Here is a 6,000-nt window from a genome sequence, read left to right as displayed (position 1 = left end):
GCGCGCCGACGAACCAATCATAAGGGGGAAAACTGTTACCTATGTATCCGGTTCAAACTGTTACCCATCTATCGGCTGGACAGCTCTCACCGTCGATTTCGCCAATAGCCAACCTTGCGGAAAAGGCGCCAGCGCTGCGGCCAGCCCCCCTCGCCCCGTTTACGGGGAGAGGATGCCGGCAGGCAGGTGAGGGGCGGCGCCAACGTTTGGAAAGGATGTGCGCAGCGCACCAGCCCTGAAGCGCAGGCCCTGCACGAAAACTGCACACGCTTGGGGAAAACCTCCTCGGATCCGCCCTGCCGTTTCCCAGCCGGCCTGCGAGACAGGCGGCATGCACAAGCGAGAAAAACCCCCTCTGCCTTACCGGCTGCGCAACGAAGGATGGTGGCTGGTCGATCAGCCGCGCGCGACGGTGATCCTCATCCCCTTTGCCCGCAGAGCCCGTCGGCAATCCGGCTGGGAGCCATCAGGAAAGCCAGGTCATGACATCGTTGTTCGCTGCCGCGCCGAGCTATTGCAGCCGCCTTGGTGTCGCCATCCTGGTGTGCGCGGCAGCGACGAAGGCTGGTATCGTACCCTCCAGCAGAACTGGCGGGCCTGGAGCTTTCGCGACTGGCGGCTGCTCGGGTATCTCGACAGCAAGGGGCCGTTCGTGGTTCCTCACCGTATCGAACCTTACCTGCCGGGCCGCTGATCGATGCCGCATCACATCCTCGTCGCCGACGATGATCCGCATATCCGCGAGGTGATCTGCTTTGCGCTGGAAAAGGCCGGCATGCGGACGCAGGCGGTGGCCGACGGTGCCGCCGCTTTGCAGGCGATCGGACGGCGGGCACCTGATCTGATCGTGCTCGACATCGGCATGCCGGAGATGGACGGGCTGGAGGTCTGCCGGCGGCTGCGGCACACATCCGATGTGCCGGTGCTGTTCCTGTCGGCGCGTGACGAGGAGATCGACCGCATCCTCGGCCTCGAAATGGGCGGCGACGACTATGTGACAAAACCGTTCAGCCCGCGCGAACTAGTCGCTCGCGTCAACGTCATCCTGCGGCGCGCCCGCCCGGCGTCGCCCCAACCGGCCGACGACAGGCAGTTCGCGCAGGGCAAACTGGCCCTGGTACCTGCCAGCCATGCCGCCAGCTTCGACGGTAAGCCGCTTGCCCTGACAGGGATAGAGTTCTCGATCCTGAAAGGGTTTCTGGCGCGGCCGACGCATGTGCTCGACCGCGACGCGGTGATGGCCAGTGCCTATGCAGGCAACATTCATGTCGCCGGCCGCACCGTCGACAGCCATATCCGCAACATCCGCGCCAAGCTGGCGGCGGTGGGTTGCCTGGATGCCATCGAGACGGTGCATGGCGTCGGCTTCCGGCTCGGCCGATGCGGCTGACGACTTCGCGAAAATGGATCGGCCGCAAATGGCGGCCTCGCCTCGCCACGGTCGTCGTCGCCATCCTGATCATGGTGATGGCCTTGCCACTGGTCGGCCTGTTCTTCTTCCGGCTCTACGAGAACCAGTTGATCCGCCAGACCGAGGCGGAGCTGATCGCGCAAGGGGCGGCCATCGCCGCCATCTATGCGCGGGAAGTGCGCGACGCCGGCATTGCACCGGACAAACTCGGCGCACCGATGCCGCGGGCGGGTGGGAGTTCAAGCCGAACTGCCGATTTGGACCCGCTGTACAGGCCGATCGAGCCGCGGCTCGATCTGGCCTCGGATTATGTGCTTCCGACCCGGCCGGCGGCGGTGGCTGCAACCGCCGATCCCGCCTTCGCGGCGATCGGGGTACGCCTGTCCGGCGTTCTCGACGCCACGCAGAAAACCACGCTGGCCGGCTTCCGGCTGCTCGACCCCCGAGGCGTCGTCATTGCCGGACGCGGCGAGGTCGGGCAGTCGCTTGGCGCGGTCGAGGAGGTGCGCGAGGCACTCAGCGGCCGCCACGCCAGCGCGCTGCGGCTGCGCATCCCCGACCAGCCGGCGCCGCCGCTCTATTCGGTCAGCCGGGGCACCAAGGTGCGTGTCTTCGTCGCCTTGCCGGTGGCCGTCGATGGCAGGGTCGCCGGCGTCGTCTATGTGTCGCGGACGCCCAACAACATCATAAAACATCTCTATGGCGAGCGCGGCAAGGTGACGTTGGCGGCCATCGCCATTCTCGGCGGCACGCTGCTCATCGGCCTGGTTTTCCTGCGCACCGTCAGCCGGCCGATCTACGCGCTGATCGACCGCACCGAGCGCATCGCAGCCGGCGACCGCGCGGCGATCCGGCCGCTCGACCACCACGGCACATACGAGATGGCGGAGCTGTCCGCCGCCTTCCTCGACATGGCCGAAAAGCTGCAGGCGCGCTCGGACTCCATCCAGACTTTTGCCACCCATGTCTCGCACGAGCTCAAATCGCCACTGACGGCGATCCAGGGCGCGGCCGAGCTGCTGCGCGATTCAGACAGCGCGATGGACGATACGGAGCGGCGGCGTTTCTCAAACAACATCGTCACCGACGCGGGGCGGCTCAATCTGCTGGTGCGGCGCCTGCTTGACCTGGCGCGCGCCGAAAACCTTGCGCCGAGCGGCGAAAGCACCTCGATTGGCGCGGCACTGGCGCTGCTTCCCGTCGACAACAGGCTGGCGGTTCGCGTCGAGGCCGGCGGCGATCTGGCTTTGCGCATATCGGCGGAGAACGCTGCAATCGTGCTTGCCAATCTCATCGACAATTCCGCCAGGCACGGCGCGACGCAGGTTTCGGTCACGGCAGCGAGCGCCGGTGGCAAGGCAACCATTCAGGTCGGTGACGACGGTGCCGGCATTTCGCCGAGCAACCGGGCGCGCATCTTCGAGCCGTTCTTCACCACGCGGCGCTCTACCGGCGGCACCGGCATGGGCCTCGGCATCGTGCTGGCCCTCCTGAAAGCGCATGATGGTATGATCGCGCTGGTTGACTCCGAGCGCGGCACGCGCTTCGAGATCATCTTGCCGGTCGCGTGAGGACGCGGGCAGAGGATCGGAGAAAAAAGTGCGCTACGACATCGTCATCATCGGCGGGGCCATCGTCGGATCCTCGGTCGCCTATTATCTGCGCGAGGAAGGGTTTTCCGGCTCGATCGCCTTGATCGAGCGCGATCCGCGGTTCGCCCACGCGGCAACGACGCTGTCCATGGCCTCGATCCGCCAGCAATTCTCGATCCCCGAAAACATCCGCCTGTCGCAGTTCACGCTAAAGCTGTTCCGGCGGCTGAAGGAAGAGTTCGGCGCGGACGCCGATATCGGCTTTCGCGAAGGCGGCTATCTCATCCTGGCCGGCGAGGACGGCTTGCCGATCCTCAAGAGCAATCACGAGGCGCAGATGGCCGAGGGCGCCGACATCGTTCTCGAGGACGCGGAGCAGCTGGTGCGCCGCTTCCCGTGGCTGTCGGCCGAGGGCATCACCGCCGGCGCCTATGGCCGGACAGGCGAGGGCTGGTTCGACGCGCACGCGATGCTGATGCTGTTCCGCAAGGCGCTGCGCGAGAAGAAGATCGATTTCATCACCGCTGATGTCACCGGCATTGCGCGCGACGGCAACCGCGTTACCAGCGTCAGCCTCGACAATGGCCAGACGCTGGAGGCCGGCATCGCTGTCAACGCCGCCGGGCCGAACGCCGGCAAGGTCGCTGCGATGGCCGGGCTGGCGCTGCCGGTCGAGCCGCGCAAGCGCAACGTCTTCGTTTTCGAGGCGCGCGAGAAATATGCCGACATGCCGCTGTTGGTCGATCCCTCCGGTATCTATGTGCGCCCGGAAGGCTCGGTCTATCTCACCGGCGGGGCCGAATCGGAAGAGGGTGACGGCCCGGCCGCCCCCGGGGATTTCGAGGTCGATTGGCCGCTGTTCGAAGAGGTGATCTGGCCGGTGCTGGCGACCCGCATTCCAGCCTTCGAAGCGATCAAGCCGACGCGGGCCTGGGCCGGCCACTACGACTACAACACACTCGACCAGAACGCGGTGATCGGCCCGCATCCCGAGGTCGGCAATTTCCTGTTCGCCAACGGATTCTCCGGCCACGGCCTGCAGCAGGCGCCGGCGGTCGGCAAGGCGCTGGCCGAGCTGATCGTGCATGGGGGTTATCGCACGGTGGATTGTTCCGCGTTCGGCTATGACCGGATTGCGGAAGGGCGGGCGTTCCGGGAATTGAATGTGATTTGAGCGAGGTGTTGCGGAACTGAACCTGTTCCGAAGCGATCCTTCCCGTCTCAGGCTGTTGCAAGTCAGGTGACTCCTTGCGGCCGAAAACCGGAGCCAATTTCGGGTGACATCCATCGTGGCTTGCGTCACCGCGCACAAACAGTTGCCTTTTATTTGCCGCCGGCTTTGTGTAAACCGGCGTCAGCAAATTCCCCCGCAACGAAAATACGGGCAAAAGCCATGGAAAAATTCACCAAGCTCACCGGCGTCGCCGCTCCGCTGCCGATCGTCAATGTCGACACCGACATGATCATCCCGAAGGATTATCTGAAGACGATCAAGCGCACCGGGCTCGGCACCGGCCTGTTCGCCGAAATGCGCTACAATGACGACGGTTCGGAAAATCCGGATTTCGTGCTCAACAAACCGGCCTATCGCAAGGCGCAGATCCTGGTCGCCGGCGACAATTTCGGCTGTGGCTCGAGCAGAGAGCACGCGCCGTGGGCGCTGCTCGACTTCGGCATCCGTTGCGTCATCTCGACCTCGTTCGCCGACATTTTCTATAACAACTGCTTCAAGAACGGCATCCTGCCGATCACCGTCAGCCCAGAGGATCTCGAGAAGCTGATGGACGACGCTTCGCGCGGCTCCAACGCCACGGTGTCGGTCGATCTCGAAGCCAAGGAAATCCGCGGACCGGATGGCGGCGTGGTCACGTTCGACCTCGACGACTTCAAGCGGCACTGCCTGCTCAACGGGCTCGACGACATCGGCCTGACCATGGAGAAGGCCGGCGCCATCGCTTCGTTCGAGAAGAAGAACGCCGAACAGCGCCCGTGGGCCTGAGCGGCACGCTCCAGGCGGATAGGCCCCGGCTGCTTTCAAGCCGGGTTCGTTGCGACTGAGTGGAGGGACGGTCATGACTCGTTCGCTTCTTGCCGGCACCTGCGGGCTGGCGTTTCTTCTGCTGACTGCCGTGGGCCACGCCCAGACACAGACGCCCGCCGCGCCGGCGGCCGAAAAGCCTGCCACGGATCAGGGGACAGACGCCGCCGACGCTTCGGATGACGACAAACAGGCGCCTGTGCCATTCGAGGGCGGCCAGCTGACCATCACCCAACCGGAGCAGGACGGTGAGAAGGTGCTTGTCTTCGACGGCAAGCAGCTGGCCACCAACTATGACGTCTTCTTCGACAGAATAGTCGAGGTCGGCGGCGTCAAGGTGGCGCTGTTCGATGTCGGCGATGGCGGCAATCAATGCGGGCCGGCGACAGTGATCGTCTGGAAGCCGGAAGGCGGCACCATCCAGAGCACCACGGTCGAACAGGACCAGTGCGGTGCGCCGCCATCGGCGGTGTCCGACAACGCCATCTATTTCGTGCCCTATCTGTTGCCGGGGGATCAGAAGCCGGCCTTGCAGTGGTCGCCGACGGACGGGCTGACGATTTCGGGCAATCTGAGCTACATGCCGGAACCCGGCACGGACTGGAAGGACATCGATCCGGAAAAGTACCAGAACATCATCGACGCCTTCCACAACGAGGCTGTCTACAAGGAAGCCGAAAAGCTGCTGGGCAAGGACATGCCCGACATGGCGACCAGCCTGCTGGTCGGCGGCGGCACGGAAAAGACAGCGTCGGGCGCCTTCTACGCCAGCGGCTGCGTGCCGCATGACTGCGGCGGCAATGACGGTTTCATGGCGGTCGACCCGGCCAAGCACAAACTCTATTTCGCCCGCCGCGGCGACGATGCCGAGCCGAACGCCTGGCCGCCGGTTGCGACATGGCCGGCCGATGTGAAGGAGGCGCTGGACAAGGCGCAGGGGTCGGCGAATTAGGTATTTT

At 64.8% G+C, this 6,000-nt stretch carries 6 protein-coding genes; all 6 read left to right on the top strand.

Annotated elements, in window-relative coordinates:
• Positions 1 to 331: 331 nt before the first annotated feature.
• The 6 genes from NKH03_RS25605 to NKH03_RS25580 all read left to right on the top strand — a co-directional run bounded on the left by NKH03_RS25605 (position 332) and on the right by NKH03_RS25580 (position 5,993).
• Complete coding sequence (locus tag NKH03_RS25605) at positions 332 to 694, top strand: hypothetical protein (RefSeq protein WP_352971389.1); 363 nt, start codon at positions 332 to 334, stop codon at positions 692 to 694.
• A 3-nt stretch (positions 695 to 697) separates the two neighbouring features.
• The gene (locus NKH03_RS25600) at positions 698 to 1,390 is read left to right on the top strand and encodes a response regulator transcription factor (RefSeq protein WP_352971386.1); all 693 of its coding nucleotides are present in this window, start codon (positions 698 to 700) and stop codon (positions 1,388 to 1,390) included.
• Positions 1,381 to 2,982 (top strand): ATP-binding protein, encoded by a 1,602-nt coding sequence (locus tag NKH03_RS25595; protein WP_352971384.1) that lies wholly within the window; start codon positions 1,381 to 1,383, stop codon positions 2,980 to 2,982. Before NKH03_RS25600 ends, NKH03_RS25595 begins: the two co-directional genes overlap by 10 nt.
• 28 nt (positions 2,983 to 3,010) lie before the next feature.
• Complete coding sequence (locus NKH03_RS25590) at positions 3,011 to 4,177, top strand: NAD(P)/FAD-dependent oxidoreductase (protein ID WP_352971382.1); 1,167 nt, start codon at positions 3,011 to 3,013, stop codon at positions 4,175 to 4,177.
• Between the two features lie 219 nt (positions 4,178 to 4,396).
• A complete protein-coding gene (gene leuD, locus NKH03_RS25585; protein ID WP_352971380.1) occupies positions 4,397 to 5,002 on the top strand; it encodes a 3-isopropylmalate dehydratase small subunit in 606 nt (201 codons plus the stop codon).
• A gap of 73 nt (positions 5,003 to 5,075) precedes the next feature.
• Positions 5,076 to 5,993: an Ivy family c-type lysozyme inhibitor gene (locus NKH03_RS25580; protein WP_352971379.1), complete on the top strand. Its 918-nt coding sequence runs from the start codon at positions 5,076 to 5,078 to the stop codon at positions 5,991 to 5,993.
• Positions 5,994 to 6,000 lie beyond the last annotated feature (7 nt).

This window comes from Mesorhizobium sp. M1406, from assembly GCF_040317555.1.
In the GTDB taxonomy this organism is placed as follows: domain Bacteria; phylum Pseudomonadota; class Alphaproteobacteria; order Rhizobiales; family Rhizobiaceae; genus Mesorhizobium.
Note: the sequence above shows the minus strand (reverse complement) of the source record. Positions and strands in the feature narration are given on the sequence as shown.

Coding starts and splice junctions, on each gene's coding strand:
- NKH03_RS25605 (WP_352971389.1), top strand. CDS start 332: ATGCACAAGCGAGAAAAACCCCCTCTGCCTTACCGGCTGCGCAACGAA.
- NKH03_RS25580 (WP_352971379.1), top strand. CDS start 5,076: ATGACTCGTTCGCTTCTTGCCGGCACCTGCGGGCTGGCGTTTCTTCTG.
- NKH03_RS25595 (WP_352971384.1), top strand. CDS start 1,381: ATGCGGCTGACGACTTCGCGAAAATGGATCGGCCGCAAATGGCGGCCT.
- NKH03_RS25600 (WP_352971386.1), top strand. CDS start 698: ATGCCGCATCACATCCTCGTCGCCGACGATGATCCGCATATCCGCGAG.
- leuD (WP_352971380.1), top strand. CDS start 4,397: ATGGAAAAATTCACCAAGCTCACCGGCGTCGCCGCTCCGCTGCCGATC.